This window comes from Mesobacterium pallidum (assembly GCF_019966535.1).
GTDB lineage: Bacteria > Pseudomonadota > Alphaproteobacteria > Rhodobacterales > Rhodobacteraceae > Mesobacterium > Mesobacterium pallidum.
On record NZ_JAIMID010000002.1, the window covers coordinates 206,148 to 224,567 of the forward strand.

14 protein-coding genes are annotated in these 18,420 nt (G+C 65.1%); 4 read left to right on the plus strand and 10 right to left on the minus strand.

Features of this window, described 5'->3' with window-relative positions; translation table 11 throughout:
* The first annotated feature begins 2 nt into the window (after positions 1–2).
* The 3 genes from nirB to MF270_RS03730 are packed head-to-tail and all read left to right on the plus strand — an operon-like array spanning position 3 to position 5,394.
* Positions 3–2,438, plus strand: a complete 2,436-nt coding sequence (gene nirB / locus MF270_RS03720; protein WP_238364511.1) for a nitrite reductase large subunit NirB — start codon at positions 3–5, stop codon at positions 2,436–2,438.
* On the plus strand, positions 2,435–2,770 hold the full coding sequence (gene nirD / locus MF270_RS03725) for a nitrite reductase small subunit NirD (protein ID WP_238364512.1): 336 nt from the start codon (positions 2,435–2,437) through the stop codon (positions 2,768–2,770). The genes nirB and nirD overlap by 4 nt, the downstream gene beginning before the upstream one ends.
* Positions 2,770–5,394, plus strand: a complete 2,625-nt coding sequence (locus tag MF270_RS03730; protein ID WP_238364513.1) for a nitrate reductase — start codon at positions 2,770–2,772, stop codon at positions 5,392–5,394. Before nirD ends, MF270_RS03730 begins: the two co-directional genes overlap by 1 nt.
* 1 nt (position 5,395) lies before the next feature.
* Here the strand turns inward: MF270_RS03730 and MF270_RS03735 are convergent, their stop codons facing one another.
* Both MF270_RS03735 and MF270_RS03740 read right to left on the minus strand, forming a co-directional pair.
* On the minus strand, positions 5,396–6,139 hold the full coding sequence (locus MF270_RS03735; protein ID WP_238364514.1) for an SDR family NAD(P)-dependent oxidoreductase: 744 nt from the start codon (positions 6,137–6,139) through the stop codon (positions 5,396–5,398).
* A 562-nt stretch (positions 6,140–6,701) separates the two neighbouring features.
* Entirely contained in the window at positions 6,702–7,964 is a 1,263-nt protein-coding gene (locus MF270_RS03740; RefSeq protein WP_238364515.1) for a cytochrome P450, read from the minus strand.
* A gap of 210 nt (positions 7,965–8,174) precedes the next feature.
* On the opposite strand from MF270_RS03740, the gene MF270_RS03745 reads away from it, so the two are divergent.
* The gene (locus MF270_RS03745) at positions 8,175–9,137 is read left to right on the plus strand and encodes a LysR substrate-binding domain-containing protein (protein ID WP_238364516.1); all 963 of its coding nucleotides are present in this window, start codon (positions 8,175–8,177) and stop codon (positions 9,135–9,137) included.
* Positions 9,138–9,159: 22 nt separating this feature from the next.
* Here the strand turns inward: MF270_RS03745 and MF270_RS03750 are convergent, their stop codons facing one another.
* The 8 genes from MF270_RS03750 to MF270_RS03785 form a co-directional block, all read right to left on the minus strand.
* A complete protein-coding gene (locus MF270_RS03750) occupies positions 9,160–9,483 on the minus strand; it encodes a 2Fe-2S iron-sulfur cluster-binding protein (protein ID WP_238364517.1) in 324 nt (107 codons plus the stop codon).
* A 105-nt stretch (positions 9,484–9,588) separates the two neighbouring features.
* Entirely contained in the window at positions 9,589–10,587 is a 999-nt protein-coding gene (locus MF270_RS03755) for an amidohydrolase family protein (RefSeq protein ID WP_238364518.1), read from the minus strand.
* Positions 10,584–12,533 (minus strand): TRAP transporter permease, encoded by a 1,950-nt coding sequence (locus MF270_RS03760; protein WP_238364519.1) that lies wholly within the window; start codon positions 12,531–12,533, stop codon positions 10,584–10,586. Before MF270_RS03760 ends, MF270_RS03755 begins: the two co-directional genes overlap by 4 nt.
* A gap of 102 nt (positions 12,534–12,635) precedes the next feature.
* Positions 12,636–13,598, minus strand: coding sequence for a TAXI family TRAP transporter solute-binding subunit (locus tag MF270_RS03765; RefSeq protein ID WP_238364520.1), 963 nt, complete (start codon positions 13,596–13,598; stop codon positions 12,636–12,638).
* Positions 13,599–13,657: 59 nt separating this feature from the next.
* Positions 13,658–15,073, minus strand: coding sequence for an aminomethyl transferase family protein (locus tag MF270_RS03770; protein WP_238364521.1), 1,416 nt, complete (start codon positions 15,071–15,073; stop codon positions 13,658–13,660).
* 155 nt (positions 15,074–15,228) lie between these two features.
* Positions 15,229–16,140, minus strand: coding sequence for a LysR substrate-binding domain-containing protein (locus MF270_RS03775; RefSeq protein ID WP_238364522.1), 912 nt, complete (start codon positions 16,138–16,140; stop codon positions 15,229–15,231).
* A gap of 138 nt (positions 16,141–16,278) precedes the next feature.
* Positions 16,279–17,295, minus strand: coding sequence for a TRAP transporter substrate-binding protein (locus MF270_RS03780; protein WP_238364523.1), 1,017 nt, complete (start codon positions 17,293–17,295; stop codon positions 16,279–16,281).
* A gap of 133 nt (positions 17,296–17,428) precedes the next feature.
* Positions 17,429–18,403 (minus strand): VOC family protein, encoded by a 975-nt coding sequence (locus tag MF270_RS03785; protein ID WP_238364524.1) that lies wholly within the window; start codon positions 18,401–18,403, stop codon positions 17,429–17,431.
* Between the last annotated feature and the right edge of the window lie 17 nt (positions 18,404–18,420).

Genomic DNA, 18,420 nt, shown 5'->3' on the forward strand with positions numbered 1-18,420 from the left:
AGATGCAGAAACTCGTTGTCATCGGGGCCGGAATGGCCTCTGGTCGCGCCCTCGAACACCTGATCGAGGCCGACCCCACCGCCTACGACATCACCCTTTTCAACGCCGAGCCGCGCGGGAACTACAACCGCATCATGCTGAGCCCGGTGCTGTCTGGCGAAAAATCCTTTGAGGAAATCGTCACCCATGACGAGGATTGGTATGCCGTCCACGGCATCACCACCCGGTTCGGCGAAAAGGTCGTATCCATCGACCGCGACCGCAAAGTGGTCATCGGCGAGAACGGCGAAGTGCCCTACGACAAGCTGGTGTTCGGCACCGGGTCGTCGGCCTTCATCATCCCCTGCCCGGGCCATGACCTGCCCGGCGTGGTCGCCTTCCGCGACCTCGAGGATACCACTGCCATGTCCGAGGCGTCGGCGACGCCGGGGGCCCGGGCCGTGGTGATCGGCGGCGGCCTTCTTGGGCTGGAAGCCGCCGCCGGTCTGAGGTTGCGCGGCATGGAGGTGACGGTGCTGCACCTCGCCGGCCACCTGATGGAGCGGCAGCTCGACCCCTCGGCCGGCTACCTGCTGCAAAAGGACCTGGAACGCCGCGGCATCACCGTGCTGACCGAGGCCTCGACCAAGGAGATCTACGGCAACGGCAAGGTCGAGGGCGTCCGCCTTGTCGACGGCACCGACCTGCCCGCAGACATCGTGGTCATGGCCGTGGGCATCCGCCCGCAGGTCCAGCTGGCCAAGGACAGCGGCCTCGCCGTGGGCCGCGCGATCCACGTGGATGCGCAGATGGTGACCAGCGACCCCGACATCTACGCGGTCGGCGAATGCGTGGAGTTCGAGGGCAACGTCTTCGGCCTTGTCGCGCCGCTGTACGACCAGGCCAAGGTGCTGGCGAAAACCCTGCTGGGGCAGGATGATACCTTCGTGGTCAAGCAGCTGTCGACCAAGCTCAAGGTCACGGGTTGCGATCTGTTCAGCGCGGGCGATTTCGCCGATGGCGACACGCGCGAGGACATCGTCTTCCGCGACCCGGCACGGGGCGTCTACAAGCGCCTGGTGATCGAGGGCGACAAGCTGGTGGGCGCCGTCATGTACGGCGACACCGCCGACAGCAACTGGTTCTTCGGCCTGATCAAGGACGGTGCCGACATCGCCGAGATGCGCGATACGCTGATCTTTGGCCCGGCCTTCCAGGGGGGTGCCCAGGCGGACCCTTTGGCAGCCGTTGCAGCCTTGCCGGATGATGCGGAAATCTGCGGCTGCAACGGCGTATGCAAGGGCGACATCGTCGCCGCGATCAAGGCCGGGGCGACCGACCTGGGCGCGGTGAAGGCCACGACCAAGGCCAGCGCCTCCTGCGGGACCTGCACGGGGCTCGTCGAACAGGTGCTGGCCGTGACCCTGGGCGACGATTTCAAGATGCCCGCCGCCCAGCCGATGTGCGGCTGCACGGACCTCACGCACGAGGACGTGCGGCGCCTCATCAAGGCGTCCGAACTGAAATCCATGCCCGCCGTCTGGCAGGAGCTGGGGTGGAAGACCAAGGACGGCTGCCATGTCTGCCGCCCGGCGCTGAACTTCTACCTGCTGGCCGACTGGCCGCTGGACTACAAGGACGACCTGCAAAGCCGCTTCATCAACGAACGCAAGCACGCCAACATCCAGAAGGACGGCACGTTCAGCGTCATGCCGCGCATGTGGGGCGGGATCACCACCCCCGATGAGCTGCGCGCCATCGCCGATGCGGCCGACAAGTACGGCGTGCCCACGGTCAAGGTGACCGGCGGCCAGCGCATCGACCTGCTGGGCGTCAAGGGCGAAGACCTGCCGGCCATCTGGAAGGACCTGAACGACGCCGGCATGGTCTCGGGCCAAGCCTATTCCAAGGGTCTGCGCACCGTGAAGACCTGCGTCGGCACCGACCATTGCCGGTTCGGCACGCAGGATTCGACGGGCCTCGGGATCAAGCTGGAAAAGGCGCTCTGGGGGTCCTGGACCCCGCACAAGGTCAAGCTGGCCGTCTCGGGCTGCCCCCGCAACTGCGCGGAAGCCACCTGCAAGGACGTGGGCGTGATCTGCGTCGACAGCGGCTACCAGGTCGGTGTCGCGGGCGCCGCGGGCATGGACGTGAAGGAGACCGAGCGCCTGGCCGACGTGAAGACCGAAGAAGAGGTGCTCGACTACACCCGCGCCTTCATCCAGCTCTACCGCGAGAACGCCAAGTACCTCGACCGGCCCTACAAGTGGGTCGCCAAGGTCGGGCTCGACTGGGTCAAGCAACAGGTGGTCGAAGACGTCGCCAACCGCCAGGCGCTCGTGGACCGGTTCGAGCTGAGCCAGAGCATCTACCGCAAGGACCCCTGGGCGGAGCACGTGGCCCGCGAACAGCCGCGCTACGCCCCCATCGCCAACCTCGTGCAGGAGGCCGCAGAATGACCAACTGGATCGACATAGGTGCGCTCGAGGACATCCCCCAGCGCGGCGCCCGCGTGGTCAAGACGGCGCGCGGCTGCGTCGCCGTGTTCCGCACCGGCGAGGACGAGGTCCATGCGCTGGACGATCGCTGCCCGCACAAGGGCGGCCCGCTGAGCGAGGGGATCGTGCATGGGGGCAGCGTCACCTGCCCGCTGCACAACTGGGTGTTCGATCTGAATTCAGGGGTGGCAAAGGGGGCGGACGAGGGACAGGTCGCCACCTACGCTGCACGGGTGGAAGACGGGCGCATCCTTCTGGACGCCACCGATCTCGTCGCGCGGAGTGCCGCCTGATGGCCGAGGTGTCCGAAATCAAGTCGACCTGCGCCTATTGCGGCGTGGGATGCGGTGTCCTGCTGCGCCCGGACGGCGCGGGGGGGCTGTCGGTCCGGGGCGACCCGGACCACCCGGCGAATTTCGGGCGCCTCTGCTCAAAGGGCGCGGCGCTGGGTGAGACGGTGGGCCATGAGGCCCGCCTGTTGCACCCGCTGGTGAACGGGCAGCGCGCCGGATGGGATGACGCACTGCAAACCGTCGCCGACCGGTTCACCGAGACGCTGGCCGACCACGGGCCGGGCAGCGTTGCGCTCTACGTCTCGGGGCAATTGCTGACCGAGGATTACTACGTCGCCAACAAGCTCGCCAAGGGTTTCATGGGGACGGCGAATATCGACACGAATTCAAGGCTGTGCATGGCCTCGACCGTGGCCGGCCACAAGCGCGCTTTCGGCACCGACACCGTGCCGGGGCAGTACACCGACCTGGAAGAGGCCGACCTGGTGGTGCTGGTGGGATCGAACCTTGCCTGGTGCCACCCGGTGCTGTTCCAGCGCATCGCGGCGGCGCGCAAGGCGCGGCCGGGGATGCGCGTCGTGGTCATCGACCCGCGCCGCACGGCCAGCTGCGACGGCGCCGACCTGCACCTTGCCATCGCGCCGGGGGCGGACGTGGCCGTCTTCAACACGCTCTTGCGCAAGATCCACGAACAGGGCGCGCTGGATGCCGCCTTCCTCGCCCATACCGAAGGGTTCGATGCCGCGCTCGAGGCCGCCTGGGCCGACATCGGTGCCGAAACGGGCCTGTCGGACCGCGAGCTGGCCGAGTTCTGCGCGATGTGGCTGCGCACGGAAAAGGTCGTGACGGTCTTCAGCCAGGGCGTGAACCAGTCCGAGAATGGCACCGACAAGGTCAACGCGATCCTGAACTGCCACCTCGCCACCGGGCGTATCGGGCGACCCGGCATGGGCCCGTTCAGCGTCACCGGCCAGCCCAACGCCATGGGCGGGCGCGAAGTCGGCGGCCTCGCCAACATGCTGGCCTGCCATCTGGACCTCGAAAACCCCGCCCACCGCGAAGCCGTGGGCCGGTTCTGGGACGCGCCGGTCGCGATCCCCGACCGCGCGGGCCTCAAGGCCGTGGACATGTTCCGAGCGGTGGGCGACGGGCGGATCAAGGCGATCTGGATCATACACACCAACCCCGTCGTGTCCCTGCCCGAAGCGGACGCGGTGCGCGCGGCCATAGAGGGATGCGATTTCGTCGTCGTCTCGGACATCACCGGCGAGGCGGACACCGCCAAGCTGGCCCACGTGGTCCTGCCGGCCACGGGCTGGGCGGAAAAGGACGGCACCGTCACGAATTCCGAACGCCGCATCTCGCGCCAGCGGCCCGTGCTGCCGGTGCCGGGCGAGGCGCGGCCCGACTGGGCGATCCTGGCCGAGGTGGGCCGCCGCATGGGCTGGCAGAGCGCGTTTTCCTGGGATGGCCCGGCCGAGATCTTTGACGAATACGCGCGTATGTCGGGGATGGCGGCGGGGTTTGGCCGCGACTTCGACATCTCGGGCCTCGCGGGGCTCAGCCCGGCCGAGTTCGACGCGATGGCCCCCGTGCAATGGCCGGTGACGTCCAGCCGCACCGGCGGCCGGTTCTTTGCCGATGGCCAGTTCTTCCACGACGGGGGCAAGGCGCGTTTCCTGCCCGTCAGCTCGCCCGCCCCCGCCCTGCCCGACGGCACGCTGCGCCTGAACACCGGCCGGGTGCGCGACCAGTGGCACACGATGACGCGCACGGGTCTCTCGCCCCGCCTCAACCGCCACCTGGGCGAGCCCTACCTGGAAATCCACCCCCGCGATGCCGAGGCGTTGGGGCTGGAGCCTGCCGGCCTCGCCACTGTGTCGAACGCCCATGGCCAGTCGATCCTGCGCGTGATGACCAGCGACCGGGTGCTGCCGGGGTCCTGCTTTGCGCCGATGCACTGGACGGGCGAGACGGCCTCGGCCGCGCGGATCAACACCTCGGTCACCGCGGTGACCGACCCGATCTCGGGCCAGCCATCCAGCAAGTCGGCCCGCGTGAGCGTCGCGCCCTTCCGCGCCGCCTGGTTCGGTTTCGCATTGAGCGAATCCAAACCCGCGCCCGACTGCGCCTACTGGACCCGGACGCGCAGTGCCAAGGGCTGGCGGATGGAGTTGGCCGGGGAAGCCGCCCCCGCCGACTGGACCGAGGCCGCTCGCGCCATGCTGGGCGCGCGCGGCGAGGCGGTGACGATCGAGGACCCGCGCCGGGGCCTCTTCCGCGTCGCCTTTGTCGAAGACGGCCGCATCACCGCCGCGCTCTTTGCCGGGCCGCAGCCGGTGGCGCTGGCGCGCGACTACCTCGACGGGCTGCTGGGCGGAGAGGACCTGCACCTGCTGGCCGGCCGCGCCGGGGCCGACCGTCCCGATCCGGGCCCGACGCTGTGCGCCTGCTTCAACGTCGGCATCAACACCATCGTGCAAGCCATTGAACAAAAAGGCCTGATGACCGTCGAGGCCATCGGCGCCGCGCTGGAAGCAGGCACCAATTGCGGATCCTGCAAGCCCGAGATCGCGGCGCTGATCGCCCGCCACGCGACGCCGCCGGCCGCGGCGGCCGAGTGACTCAGATGCTCATGCCGCCATCGACCATGTGCAGGGTCCCGGTGGCAAAGGCCGACATGTCCGAGGCCAGGTAAAGCGCGGCGCGCGCCACCTCCTCGGGCGTGCCGTGGCGGCCCATGGGGATGATGGAATTGAAGAATTCGGTGCCGTCATGGCCGGTGGCGGCGGTGAACCCGTCCTCGACCGCCTGCTGGAAGCCGTTCGAGATCGGCCCGGGATGCAGCGTGTTCACCCGGATGCCGCGCGGGGCCAGTTCCTTGGCCAGCACCCGCATCAGCCCCACCTGCGCATGTTTCGCGGTGATGTAGCCGTAAACACCCGGGTCCCCCGTGACCCCCGCCACCGAGGATGTGATGATGAGGCTGCCCCCGTCGCGCATCCTGGGCACCCCGGCCTGCGCACACAGGAACGCGCCCCGGACGTGGACGGCGAGCACCGCGTCGAAGGTCTCGACCGGGTAGTCGGCGATGGGCGCCACGGTGCCGAAATTCCCGGCGTTGGAAAAGAGCACGTCGATCGGGCCGAAGCGCGCCACCGCCGCGTCGATGTAGCCTTGGGTCGAGGCCGGATCGGTCACGTCGCCGGCAAGGCAAAGCACCTCTCCGTCCAGTCCCAGCGCCTGCGCGTCGGGCGCGACCAGGTCCACCAGCGTGACCTGCGCGCCTTCGTCCTGGAACAGCCGTGCCGAGGCGGCACCGATCGAGCCTCCGCCCCCGGTGATCAGGCAATGTCGGCCCTGAAGCATGTTGGCTGGCATATGTGTCCTCCCCCTATTGCAGGCGGCAGGATGGACGCAGGCGCTCGCCGGGCGCAAGGGGCGATGCCTGTGGACGGCGTCGACGCGGGGTCCGGACTGCCCCGTCGTCATTGTCTCTCGATCATCGGCGCGACACCGGCCAGCCCCTGTGGTATATCGGACAGGTGAAAGCGGATCGGACCACGCGCATGTGCCAGGGATTCCGAATAGATGGACAGGAAGAGATCGTACCGCCGCCCCGGTTGGACCGGGGGAGCTCTGGATCCACGATCCAACGACCCGATCCCAAGCGCAGGCGCGCGGCCCTGCAGGTCCGCGAACCTGCGCGAATATTTCGCGCAGGTCGTTGAACAGGCGTTTGGCAGACGGGCATAGGGACCGCCCGAGCCATGCACCCGGGGCTGGTCGCCCCATGCCCTTCGCAACCTTTCTTGCGCGGGAACCGGAGCGAAGGAAAAAAAAAATCTCCTCGCGCCGACCGAACACCCGAACCAACCGCAACACGCTGCGGACGGGGCCTTGGGTAGCGAGGATCAGGAGCCGAGCCCTGTCAGGCGCCGTTCAGCCGAACCCATAGGGACTTCGGACCCCGGAACGTGATGGTCGGGATCCAGTCGATCTCCTGATTTTCGACAAGCTGGAGGCGTGGAAAGGCGGCCGACAATTCTTCCAGCAGCACGCGCATTTCCAGCCGGGCGAGCGGCGCGCCTAGGCACATGTGCAGCCCCTTCCCGAACGCGAAATGGTCTCGCGCATTGCGTCGTTCGATGTCGAACACCTCGCCATCGTCGAAATGCCCCTCGTCCCGGTTGGCCGAACCAAGGGCCAGCAACACGACCTCGCCTTTCCTGACAAGCTGACCTGCGATCTCCAGGTCTTCGAGTGCCTGCCGGCGCCATGTCACGACAGACGATGCGTGTCGCAGGCCTTCTTCGACGGCGGCGCCAGCAAGGGAGGGATCGGCCACGAGTTTCGCCCATTGGTCCGGCGCGGACAGAAGTTCATTCAGTAGGTTGCCCGAAGCGTTCGTGGTGGTTTCATGCCCCGCGAGGAGGAGCGCAAAGAGCATGGACTCGATCTGGTTGATCGTCAGGATCGAATCGTCACCGCCGCGCATTTCCAGAAGGAAGCTCGGGTAATCGTCGGCCGGGGTCTTGTGGCGAGCGGCCACAATCCCTTTCGTGTAGGTCCAGAAATCGACGATCTCTCGACTGGCGTCCATCACCTCGTCATGGTCGAGCTTGCCGAACATCAACAAGAGCCGCTTGTCCGCCCATGCCTTGATCTTGAGCGGATCCACACCGGTTTCGCCCAGCAGCAGGAACAGCACGCGTGCCGGGAACTCGTAGATCATCGCGTCGATGATATCGACGGTATCGCGCCCCCTGAGCTCGGCGATGTAGTCGCGGACGAGCGCCCGAATGGCATCTTCGTACCCCGCGAAGACCTTGACGTTGAGAAACCGCGCCGCGATCCGGCGAATATGCATATGCGCCGGGCCATCGAGGTTCACGTGCACGGGTTCCGCAGTGTAGTCGGAGGCCGCGAAAAAGCCGAGAGCCTCTTGCGGGACCGGGCAGATCGGGGCGCTTGCGACAAACGCCGAAAACCGCAGGTTGTCGCGAAACACGGCCTCGATATCGGCGCGGCGCGTCACGACCCAGACACCAAGGTCGGGCTGGTAGAAGATCGGACATTCGCGGCGGGCCCGGCGGAAGAAACTGTACATCCCCTCGTGCCGATAAGGGTCATATTCCGTGCCGATACCGCTTACCGGACAGCCACCGGCCAAATTCTGGGTCATCTGAGACATGCTTGCGTTCCTCCCGCGCGTTTCGGCCGATGGCACCCGCGACCTGCGCGCCGTGGAACCGGGCCTCCGTCTCGGCGGCCCGCTCCACACCACGGGATCAGGCGAAACCGACTGTTGCAGGCTAACGGGGAAATGGGCGTGCCAAAAAGATGCCGATAGCGCGTTGCCGATGCCGGGAAAACATCGCATCTTCTGCTCGGGGAGGATGCCATGGCGATAAAGTTGACCCATATCCGGGATGTCATCGCAGCGGCCGAAACCGGCAGCCTGCGGGGCGCATCGCGCAAACTCGGCATTGCCCAGCCGGCCATCAGCCGCAGCATCCGGGAAGTCGAGAGTGACCTCGGGGCGACCCTGTTCGAGCGCCATCAGAGAGGGATTCGACTGACCGCGATCGGCCAGGCGTTCCTTGGTCGTGCGCGGCTTGTCGAATCCGAATTGCGTCGGGCCCGCGAAGAGGTCAACCAGTTGCAAGGGGAACTGACGGGCCAGATCTCCGTGGCCATGTCGGCCGTTTCGACATTCGTCATGATGCCGACTGCCGTTCAGACCTTTTCACGGAAATATCCCGATGCCGTCGTCAAAGTGACGGAAAGCTTCTTTCAGGAGGCCGAAGCCGCCCTTGCATCCGGGCAGATAGATTTCTACGTCGGTCCCTACCAGCCTCCGGGCTCACACTCTCCTTTCGTGCATGAAAAACTGTACGATCAGGTCCGGGTCGTGATTGCCCGCAAGGGCCATCCGCTGGCGAACGCGTCCCGATTGTCCGACCTCGTGGATGCCGGCTGGGTCAAGCAGACACTGTCCGAACGGGCCAGCGAAGCCGATTTCGAGCTGTCCTTCACCAAGCGCGACCTGCCCGTGCCACGCATCAAGATGCAGACGACGTCAGCCACCGCGACGCTGCTCGCGGTGGCCAACAGTGACCTTCTGACCATCGTCCCGGTGAACATGCTGGGGTCGCCGGTCGATACCAACATGTTCGATGTCGTGGCTCTGGATCAGCACCTGACGGCCCCGCCCATCTGTCTCGTGCGTCGGGCCGATCTGCCGCTCACGCCGATGGCCGAGTATTTCGCCGACATGGTCCGGCGGGTCGGGTTGCGTCAGGACCAGAAGGCCAAGACCCTGACGGCAAGCCCCAAATCGGTGACGGCGGGCCTGCAGGACTGAAGCGTTGATGCGGTGGGCCGCCTTACGCCTGACCCGGCGGGACAATGACAGTGGCGCCGCAGAATGCATCGATGATGACGACCTGACAGGACAGGCGGCTGGTCGGCACGCGGTCCGCCTCGGTGAAGTCGAGCATGTCGTCTTCGCTGTCCGAGGGCCCGCCCGCGATGGCGAACCCCGCGTCGGACAGATGGACATGACAGGTCGCGCAGGCCAGCGCGCCGCCGCAATCGGCCAGAATGCCGGGAACGTCGTTGGCGACCGCCGCCTCCATCAGGGTTTGGCCCGTCTTCGCCGGGATTTCCATCTTGCGTCCATCGGACAGGCAGAACGTGATGTTCGGCATTAATCAACCCTTCCGGTTTGTGTTTGAACACCCCTGACGCACGAACTGCGCGGCCGGCAACATGTCAAAATCCCCGGCCCGATACCCGTTGGATATCGCGCAGGGTCATGCCTCGGTCGACAGGCGCAACAACTGCTCGGCATTGCGGCGCATGACCTTGTCGCGGTCCAGGTCGCTGAGCGGCACGCTCAGAATGGCATCAATCGACGCTCCGACCGGGCCGAACGGGGCATCCGACGCGAAGACGATGTTTTCGGCGCCAAAGAACTGGAATCCGGTGGGAAATCCGGATGTTCCGCCGAACATCGCCGTGTCGGCGTAAAGCATCCGGAAATACTCGGCATGGGGGCGCTTGAGCGACGCGATCACGCCCGAGTAATCTTCGTCCGGCGTCCGGCTTCCCAGGACCTCCATGCCCGGACCGATCCGCCCGTCGAAGAACGGGATCATGCCGCCCAGGTGATGGGTGATGAGCTTGAGGTCCGGGTGACGGTCGAAAACGCCCGAGAAGATCAGCCGCGAAACCGCCACGGAGGTTTCGTATGGCCAGCCGAAACACCACCACATCTCGTACCGCGAGCGCGCCTCGGCCGCGTAATCCGTCATCGCCGCCGTGCGGGCAGGATGCAGCCAGACCGGCAGGTCATGGCGCGCCATGGCCGCAAAGACCGGCGCGTATTCCGGGCGGTCCAGCGGTTGGCCGTCAATGTTCGTGTAGATCTGGATGCCGCGCGCACCAAGGTCGTTCACGGCGCGGTCGATTTCGGCCAGCGAGCCTTCGACGTCGTTCAGGGCAACGGTCGCGACGAAGGCCGGGAAGCGGTCGGGAAACGTCGCACAGATCTCTGCCATTTCGTCATTCGCGTGTTTCGCAAGGTCGATGGCAAGGGCGGGGTCGGCCACCTCTTCCAGCACCGGGTGCGGCAGGGCGATCACCTGGCGATACGCGCCGTGCCGATCCATGTCGCGAAACCGGGCGTCAAGGTCGACCACCTCGGGCACCTGCTTCATGCGTGCCGACAGGTTCCCGAGGCCGCGCGACGCCGATTCCAGCCGTTCAAGATACGACCTCGGAAAAAGATGTGTGTAGATGTCGATGATCACGTGCGGCCCTCCCCGGCGGCAAGGGCGCCCGGCGACAGGGCGCGGCGTTGAAACCAATCGGAACCGACAAGCAGGCCCCCCAGACCCAACCCCGCGAGGTTGAGCCAGTGACTGCCCCCGAAGAGGTTCACCGGAACAAGCAGCCCGACGCCTGCAAGCACATAGGCGATGCGCGTCGACACCGGGATCAGTCGCAGCGAATAGCCCGTGAACCCGGCGGCGATGAACCAGACCGCCGCCAGGGCGGTGACGATGTCGATACCGGTCTCGACCGGTCCACCGCGCAGAAGCATCGTGTCGGAAAAGATGAACAGGAACGGAATGACGAAGGCCGACCAGCCAAAGCGGACGGCGGCAAACCCGGTCCGCATCGGGCTCGACCCGCTGATCGATGCCGCGGCAAAGGCCCCGATGGCGACGGGCGGCGTGATCATGGACAGCATGCCGTAGTAGAATATGAACAGATGCGCCGCGATCGGGTCCAGCCCGATCTCGATCAGGGCCGGGGCGACCAGTGTCGCCAGCAGGATGTAGACGCCGACCGTGGGCATCCCCATGCCCAGCACGATGCTCACGGCTCCGGTCAGGGCAAGCAGGGCCAGAACGCTTCCCCCGGCCAGTGCGACCAGCGACAGGGCGAGCGAAAAGCTCAATCCCGTGATGTTCAGAACGCCGATCACGATCCCCGCAAGCGGCGCGATCATGAAGATGTCGAGCACACCAAGACCGGTGGTGCGGAACACGTCCAGCAGGCTGGCTGCGCGCAGTTGCTGGCCGCGGTATCCAAGCAGCACGCCGCTCAGCAGCACCGCGCACAACGCGTAGATGGCCGACAGGTCCAGCGAGTAGTTCAGCCAGAAGATCCCGGCGATCAGGATCGCGAAGGGGATCGGGATGTACCACCCTGCCCTGAGCACATCCCCGGTGCGAGGAATATCTGCGGCCGGGACCCGGGCGATGCCGTGCCGCGCGGCTTCAAGGTCGACCTGTATGAACAGGGCCGCGAAATAGATCACCGCAGGGATCAGCGCAGCCATGGCAATGGTGGCATAGGACACCTGCAGAAATTCGGCCATCAGGAAAGCCGCGATGCCCATGACAGGCGGCATCAACTGTCCACCGGTCGACGCCACGGATTCGACCGCCGCCGCGACATGTGGGCGGTAGCCGGCGCGCTTCATCATCGGGATCGTGACGACCCCCGTCGACACCACATTGGCCACGACACTGCCCGAGATCGTGCCGAACAGGGCCGAGGCAATGATCGCGATCTTCGCCTGCCCGCCGCGAAAGCGACCCATGAGCGCCATCGCGATATCCGTGAAGAACCCCGAACCGCCCGACAGGAAAAGACCCTGCCCGAACAGCACGAAGGCGACCACCACCGTTGCGACGATCATCGTCGGTGTTCCAAGGATCGCGCTGGTGTTCCAGGTCAGGTAGGACGCGAGGCTGTTGACCGAAACCTTGCGCCCCATCAGGTCGCCCGGCAGCAGATAGGCGGTCAGCCCCAAGACCAGAAACGCCGCTGCCACCAGCATGATCGGAAGGCCGGCCGTCCGGCGGGCGCCTTCCAGCAACAGCGGGATCAGAATGAAGCCCGCAACAAGGCTCGACGTCGTCTTGAACGTCGCGGTCGAGACCTCGGGAAACCGGAGTGCGACGAACAGGCATGTCGCCATGCCGATCAGTGCAAGCAGGGCGTCGTACCACGGCACCGGCCCGGACCTGGCCCGCCCCGCACCGGCGGGCACGTGGAGGTAGACCAGGGCCGTTGCGATGCCAAGCATCACCGCCCCGAACTGCTCGGGATAGACCAGGATGCCGACACGCCGCAGCAGGTCAAACGCCCAGATGATTGTGCCCAGTGGCAGCGCGATCGCCAGTCCCGCGATCAACGCCGAAACGACCCTTGAGGAACCGGTCGGGACCTCTGACGTGTTCATGGCGGTAGCCTCCCTGTGTGCGGAGTTCGTCTGCTCCGAAACACTCAAATCAACGTGTTTCGCGTGCGAGGCAGGCTGCCGCCTGCCCCGAACGACGGCCGTTCAGCCCTCGGGCGTGCCAAGGCCGATCTCGCCGTATGCGGTCTCTGCGCCGGGGTGATAGGCCACGCCCGGCACCTTGGGTGCCATCTTGGACGGATCGAAGCGCGACATCGCCTTGTAGGTATCGGCCAGCATGTCCTTGTTCGCGTAGACCGCCTTGGTGATCGTCGCGACGGTGTCCTCGGGAACCGTATCCGCGCAGAACATCACGATGTCGAAGGTGATCACATTGGTCGGAGCCACGATTTGCGGCGCCTTCTCATTCGGTTCCACGAGCGAGAAATAGGCCCCCGGCAAGTTGCGGTTCAGCGCCTCCGAGTTCGCATCGGTCGCGTCGATCTGCAGGGCCTTGAGCCCACCTACGGAACTGTCGACTTCAAGCACCTTGGCCGTTCCGATAGAGAAGGCGAAGGTGTCGTTGCGACCGGTCGAGAAGTCGTCTGCTGCCTGGACGATGCTCTGGGCCGGGATCGACGTGACGTCGTCGCGGGTCAGTCCGCCAAGCGCAAGGAACGTTTCGTAGACCGCCCCGATGGCGAGTTGCGCATTCAGCTCGCTCGGGACGCGCTTGCCCTTGAGGTCGGCGACCGTTTCGACTTCGGAATCCTTGCGGACATAGATCGCAAGCTGCGACGGCAGCACCGCCGCCACCATGCGCAGGTTCGGATGCGCGCCGTCCGAGTTGTAATAGGCATCGCCATTGACGAAGTAGGCCAGATCGAAGGCGATGTTTATTCCGCATTCGGCCTCGCCCCCCGCGACCGCCGGCATGGGCGAGCCGCCGGCAGGCACGACGACCATGCGCAGGTCCGTCGTTTGACTGACGGTCTTGGCGATGGCCGATCCGACCGAATGGGCCAGGCCGCCCGGGCTGGTGGTCGACAGCGTGACCAACTGGGCACTCGCCGTCGTGGCACAAAGCGCGACAAGGGTCGCAATGGCCGTTGAACAGGTCCTATTCATGGTGGTCTCCTCCCTGAGACAAACTTGAACGCTCGTGGCGCGTGGGGTCACGCGTCCGGTCAGGCCGCCGATCTTCCGAGGCCGGATTTCTTCATTTTCTGGACCGCAAGGGCATAGGGCGCAGGCGCCACCGTTGCGCGTACCGGGATCTGGCGATGCCTTTCGACATGCGGTTTTCCTGTGCCGCCGTCGGGCTCTCCCCAGACGATCGTGACAGGCGTACCCGTCTGTGCGCAGGCTTCATCGACCACGGCGATGGACAGCTGTTCGCGTTCGTTCGAGCTGTATCCGCAGAAGCCGGACATCCCGATGAGCTCGCCCCCGGAACTGCGCACCTCGTCCGCCTGGGGAAAGCCGTAGGATGCGACGGGCATTTCGATGGACTTGCAGGGCACGCCGGGCGCGTACATGGACGCGTGGATCGCGGCGACATCCTCCTTGTTCCAGACCAAGGTCACCTTGCGGCGCTGCGGCCGGTCGGCCAGCACCTCGAGCGCCTCGCGCCCGACGAAATCATGGTCGAACCCGATCAGGCGGCCCAGCCCCATGTCATAGGGTGTCAGGTAGTACTCTTCGATGGACCGGCCTACGAAACTTCCGCTGAGCTGCGCCTGCCCGGCCCAGCTGTCGGCCGGCAGCCAGTCGCGAAAGGCTTTCAGATCAGGCGACGAATAGATGGCCGACACCGGGTAAGCGAGCCATCCGCCCTCGCTTGGCGTCGAAAAATATGCCAGTCGTCCGGCCTGCCTGAGCCCATGCGCCCTGCCCGCGTCCAACAGCGCGGCCCGGACCTTTTCGCCGTCTTTATAGGGGCCGGACAGTTCGACACCCTTGTGACCGGCCATGCCATGCCGAAGCGCCCGGACATCGCAGCCCGCAATCCTGACCATCTTCGTGTTGAAGAACTTGATCTCGGGGGCGCCGCCTTCGACGACGGACTGGAAGATCGCTTCGGCATTCGGGCCGTCCATTCCAAATCGAAAATACGTCCGGCCCTGGGTGTTGGCCGAGGTCTGGTAATCGCGGGTGATCGTGACGTCGTAGCCACCCGAGACTGCGTTGAAGGCAACCCAATCCTGCAAATGCATCCCCGAGATGAGCTCGAACGTGTCGTCCCCGATCCACTGCAGGACGGATTCGCCGATGACTTGGCCCTGCGGATTGCAGGCGATGTACTGCTTGGCCTTGCCCGGGGCAAAGTTGGCAAAGCTGTTGATCCCGAGACACGTCAGGAGCCTCAGCGCATCCGGCCCCTTGAGGAAGGTTTCGGGCATGTGATGAGACTGATCGAACAGGACCGCCGTCTCGCGCCAGGCGCGCTGTTCGTCGCGCCAATTGGTGACCTCGGCCGGTACGGGCGACGGACCGGGGCGATTGCGGCTGTGAGGCGCGCGGGTTTCGTTCCGGAAATAGGTCACGAGATCCGGGTGGTCGTCGATCAGCCTCTGCAAGGATCTTTGCGTTGTGTTCGGCATGTGCCTCTCCCTCCTGCCGCGCATCGCCTGGGTGTCAAATCATGACCCGATGCGCCATTTCTGGCCATGAGACTGCCGACAAAGATGAACTCGGAACAGATGGCATAATCTGAAAGGTGATACGCATTCCGTATCACGATCCGGCGCGGCCACCGCTAGGGCGCGACAGGATTGATGGCCAGCGCCGTGCGCTTGATCATGTCGGCGAAATACTCGGCCAGCGGGGTCAACGGCATCCCCGTCCGCCGGATGAGACAGATTTGCGTGCCCTGCATTTTCTCGGCTATGTCGAGCACCGAAAAGAGCGCGCTGTCGATCGGCGGGCTCAACATGCTGCGCGGCAGGATCGTCAACAGGTCGCTGTTCGCCACGGCCACCAGGGTCGTCGTTGCCGAGGTCGTATTCATGACCACGTTGGGCCGCATCAGACCTTCGTCCAGAAACGGACGCGCGATATAGGCTTCGTTGGCGCGTTCGGCCAGGGCCGGGCGCACCCACTCGGCATCGACCAGTTCCGCAAGCGTCCGGCATTGTGCCAAGGGGTGGCCCTTGCGCGAGATCACCACCCATTCATGGTCGAACAACTTTTCGACGATCAGGCGCCCTTCGTTCGTCACCTCGCGAAACGGGCCGACACAGAAATCGATCTGCCCGTTGAGAACCTGCGCTTCCACGGCGTGAAAAAAGGCTTCGGTGATCTTGAGTTGCGCGGCGGGGTACTTGGCGCGGAAGGTCCGCACGGCTTTCGGCATGAGCGCCAGCGACGAGACACCGGACATGGCGACGGACACCTCCCCGACCAGCTGACCGCCAAGCTGGTCGATCTCTTCCCGCGCCCGGCGGAGTTCGGACTGAACCGCGACCGCGCGTTTCAGGAAGGCATCGCCCATGGCCGTCAGGCGCACACCCTGCTGGTGGCGTTCGAACAAAGGGACGCCAAGTTCCTGTTCGACCTCTCTTATGCTTCGCGTGATCGACGGCTGGGCAATGCCCAGATGCCGCGCCGCCGCGCGCAGGCTCCCCAGTTCTGCGGCCGCGATGATATCCCTGAGATGCGTGAGTTTCATGGTCGTCATCTCTCCTACAATCTCCAGTTTGCAGCGTATGGCATCTCTGGCCGTCAAGCCACGGACACAGGGTGACGTCAGAAACGAAAAGCCAGCCGCGACGGGCGGCTGGCTGCTTGGGTCTCCGGGTGGTTTCGGTCAGCTTTGCGGCGGTACGGCGGCCGAGATCGTCTCGTAATCCGATTTCATCTGCGGATCACCGTCGACGATCGCTTTGACCACGGGCGTGATCTGGTCGAGATAGGCGCGCGTTTCCTGGTCGCTCATCCGGATCACGGTTCCACCGGACGCTTCCCAGGCCGCTTCCATCTTGTCTGCATTGGCCAGGTGTGCGGCCACGACGCTTTCGGCTTTCTGCGCCTCGTCCAGCACGATCCGGGCAAGGTCCGGCCCGATCATGGCCAGGAAGTCCTTGTTGATGACCGCCCCGACGGTCGTGTAATTGCCCGGCAGATAGGTCACGTTCTTGGCGGCGTCGTACATCTTGAACGCGTTGACCACGCTCATGCTGTTGGTGGCCGCATCGATCGTTCCGGTTTGAAGCCCCGGCAGGACCTCGCCCAGTGGCATGGCGACGGGGGCCGCGCCAACCGCCTTGAGCGGTTCGTTCAGCAAGGGAGTCGCGCCGCCGCTGCGCACCTTCTTGCCGCTGAAATCCGCCACCGTTTCGATCGGGTCCTTCGATATGATGACCCCCTGCCCATCGATCAGGACAGTCAGCGGCTGAACGCCGGCTCCGGCCCCGAAATCGGACAACAGCGACCGCACCTGCGGCGACTGGAACGTGGCCATCGCGGCTTCGGGTGACTGGAACAGGACACCGGCATCAAGCACGGCAAACCGCGGGTCGAGCGTCGAGAAGAAACCGATGATCGAAAAGGAAACCTCGATCGTGCCCATGGCCACGCCTTCGATCGCGGCAGGCAGCTGCCCCAACTGGTTCGCGGGATAAAGCTGGACGTCGATCTGTCCGTTGCTGCCTGCCTCCACGCCCTTTTCAAAGGCGACCATATAGGCGTAAACCACATCCTTTTCGGTCGGCGGGATCGGGGCCGAGACCTTCAGCACATAGTCCTGGGCCATCGCGCCCATCGGGACGAGTGTGGCCAAGGCAACGCCGCAAAGCGCGGCTTTCATGTTGGATTTCATTGTCATTTACGTGTCCTCCCTGACATCGCGAGGCGGCTGTCGTTCGCGCAGACGCTTCATGGTTCGATAGTGTTCGCGCGCCTGACCTCCAAGATTGCAGGCGCGTTCCCGCGATGCCCATGCGGCATCGCGGTCCGTCTCAGGCCGGCTCGGTCTCGGCTTCGTAGTTGTGCACGAAGTCCGACGGGATCTCTGGCCCCCAAAGGTAGATCGAGTCCTCGGCCGGATAATCTCCGGCGTCCCAGTCGTGGTCCGATGGAATGTAGTCGATATCGGCTGAGTATTCCGAATAGCTGCCCCAGGGGTCCTTGACGTAGTGAAAGTAATTCGAGCCAAGGACATGCCGGCCAAGGCCCCAGCCCTTCTGGTAGCCCTTGTCCGCCATCTGCATGGCCCCGAGACCGATCTGGTTCACGTCGTTCACATCCCACGAGCAATGGTGGAGCCCGGGCGCGGACGATTTCGCAAAGGCGATCAGGTGGTGATCAGAGCCGTGAATCCCGTGCATGAAGCAGATGCCGTCGCCGGAGCGGTCAGAAAGCCGAAGTCCCAGGTTGCGGGAATAGAACGACAGCGAGTCCGGCACCGACGGTGTGAACACCAGCAGGTGGGCCAGTCTTCTTGGCCTGACGCGGACCGCATGGGCGCGCTGCATCGAACCCATCTGGCCGGCCGGCACGGACGACATGTCGAACGACGACTTTTCGTCCGGGGACGTCTTTTCGGCGATCTTGACTTCGATCATGGTTCCGAACGGATCCATGAAGAAAAAGCCCGTGGTCTCATGGTCGTAGTAGTTTGGAACGTCTACCAGCCGCACGCCGTTCCGTTCGATCCTGCGGCGCAGGCGCTCGAAATCTTCCTCGAAGACGGCAAAGCTCAGGTGACGTAGTTTCTTCGTTGCATCCTCGGACAGGCTCGCCCAGCGATGTTCGGACCCCGTGGTGAAAAGGCCCAGCCCCTGCCCTTCTTCCCGGACGTCCAGGCCGAAGCTCGTGTAAAAGTCCTGGGCTATTCTAAGATCCGGGACGCTCATATGGAACGTGTCCATCGAATGGATGCCCAGTTCACCGGGACGCCTGGTTGCCCCGACCTTGCCGTTGATAGCAGTCATGGTTTCCTCCCTGCCAC

Coding starts and splice junctions, on each gene's coding strand:
- MF270_RS03750 (WP_238364517.1), bottom strand. CDS start 9,483: ATGCCGAACATCACGTTCTGCCTGTCCGATGGACGCAAGATGGAAATC.
- MF270_RS03775 (WP_238364522.1), bottom strand. CDS start 16,140: ATGAAACTCACGCATCTCAGGGATATCATCGCGGCCGCAGAACTGGGG.
- MF270_RS03770 (WP_238364521.1), bottom strand. CDS start 15,073: ATGCCGAACACAACGCAAAGATCCTTGCAGAGGCTGATCGACGACCAC.
- MF270_RS03765 (WP_238364520.1), bottom strand. CDS start 13,598: ATGAATAGGACCTGTTCAACGGCCATTGCGACCCTTGTCGCGCTTTGT.
- MF270_RS03785 (WP_238364524.1), bottom strand. CDS start 18,403: ATGACTGCTATCAACGGCAAGGTCGGGGCAACCAGGCGTCCCGGTGAA.
- MF270_RS03760 (WP_238364519.1), bottom strand. CDS start 12,533: ATGAACACGTCAGAGGTCCCGACCGGTTCCTCAAGGGTCGTTTCGGCG.
- nirB (WP_238364511.1), top strand. CDS start 3: ATGCAGAAACTCGTTGTCATCGGGGCCGGAATGGCCTCTGGTCGCGCC.
- MF270_RS03730 (WP_238364513.1), top strand. CDS start 2,770: ATGGCCGAGGTGTCCGAAATCAAGTCGACCTGCGCCTATTGCGGCGTG.
- MF270_RS03740 (WP_238364515.1), bottom strand. CDS start 7,964: ATGTCTCAGATGACCCAGAATTTGGCCGGTGGCTGTCCGGTAAGCGGT.
- MF270_RS03745 (WP_238364516.1), top strand. CDS start 8,175: ATGGCGATAAAGTTGACCCATATCCGGGATGTCATCGCAGCGGCCGAA.
- nirD (WP_238364512.1), top strand. CDS start 2,435: ATGACCAACTGGATCGACATAGGTGCGCTCGAGGACATCCCCCAGCGC.
- MF270_RS03780 (WP_238364523.1), bottom strand. CDS start 17,295: ATGACAATGAAATCCAACATGAAAGCCGCGCTTTGCGGCGTTGCCTTG.
- MF270_RS03735 (WP_238364514.1), bottom strand. CDS start 6,139: ATGCTTCAGGGCCGACATTGCCTGATCACCGGGGGCGGAGGCTCGATC.